1 protein-coding gene is annotated in these 1,121 nt (G+C 57.5%); it reads right to left on the minus strand.

Translation table 11 applies throughout. From position 1 onward, the window contains the following. Positions 1-86 precede the first annotated feature (86 nt). Positions 87-1,121: adenosylhomocysteinase (locus D0C15_RS33850; RefSeq protein WP_116052095.1), on the minus strand; the 1,035-nt coding region annotated here is incomplete at its 5' end.

The following is a 1,121-nucleotide window of genomic DNA, read 5'->3' on the forward strand; positions in this document are numbered from 1 at the left end:
CCCCGTCCCATATCTCGCACTTTCCCGGGAAAGTGCGAGCACCGCGCGGACGCGAGTACCGCGCTTTCCCGGGAAAGCGGCAGGGATCAGTAGCGGTAGTGATCGGACTTGTACGGCCCCTCGACATCGACATCGATGTACTCGGCCTGATCCTTCGACAACTTCGTCAACTCACCACCGAGCGCCTCAACATGAATCTTCGCGACCTTCTCATCCAACTTCTTCGGCAACCGATACACCTCGTTGTCATACTCGGTGTACTTCGTGAACAACTCGACCTGCGCGATCACCTGATTCGAGAAACTGTTCGACATCACAAACGACGGATGCCCCGTCGCGTTCCCCAAATTCAACAGCCGACCCTCGGACAACACCAAAATCGAATGCCCATCCGGGAACACCCACTCATCAACCTGCGGCTTGATGTTCACCCGGCGAACCCCCGGATACCGCGCCAACCCAGCAATATCCAACTCATTGTCGAAATGACCAATATTACCGACAATCGTCTGATGCTTCATCCGCGCCATATGCTCAACCATCACCACGTCCTTGTTACCCGTCGTGGTGATCACAATGTCAGCCTCAGCCAGCGCCGACTCCAACGTCTTCACCTGATACCCATCCATCTGCGCCTGCAACGCACAAATCGGATCGATCTCCGTCACAATCACCCGGGCACCCTGCCCCCGCAACGAATCAGCAGCACCCTTACCCACATCGCCATACCCACACACCACAGCGACCTTGCCACCGATCAACACATCCGTGCCCCGATTGATCCCATCAATCAACGAATGCCGGATCCCATACCGATTATCGAACTTCGACTTCGTCACCGCATCATTGACATTGATCGCCGGGAACAACAACTCCCCCTGCGCCGCCAACTGATACAACCGCAACACACCCGTCGTGGTCTCCTCGGTCACCCCATGAATCCCCGCACCGATCTTCGACCACTTCCCCGGCTCCGCCGCCACCGACGCCCGCAACAACTCCAGGAAAACCTGCCACTCCTCCGGATCATCGGACTCCGACGACGGCACCACCCCAGCACGCTCGAACTCCGCACCCTTGTGCACCAGCATCGTCGCGTCCCCACCATCATCAAGAATCAT

The sequence above is a fragment of the Amycolatopsis palatopharyngis genome, from assembly GCF_003385185.1.
GTDB classification, from domain to species: Bacteria; Actinomycetota; Actinomycetes; order Mycobacteriales; family Pseudonocardiaceae; genus Amycolatopsis; species Amycolatopsis palatopharyngis.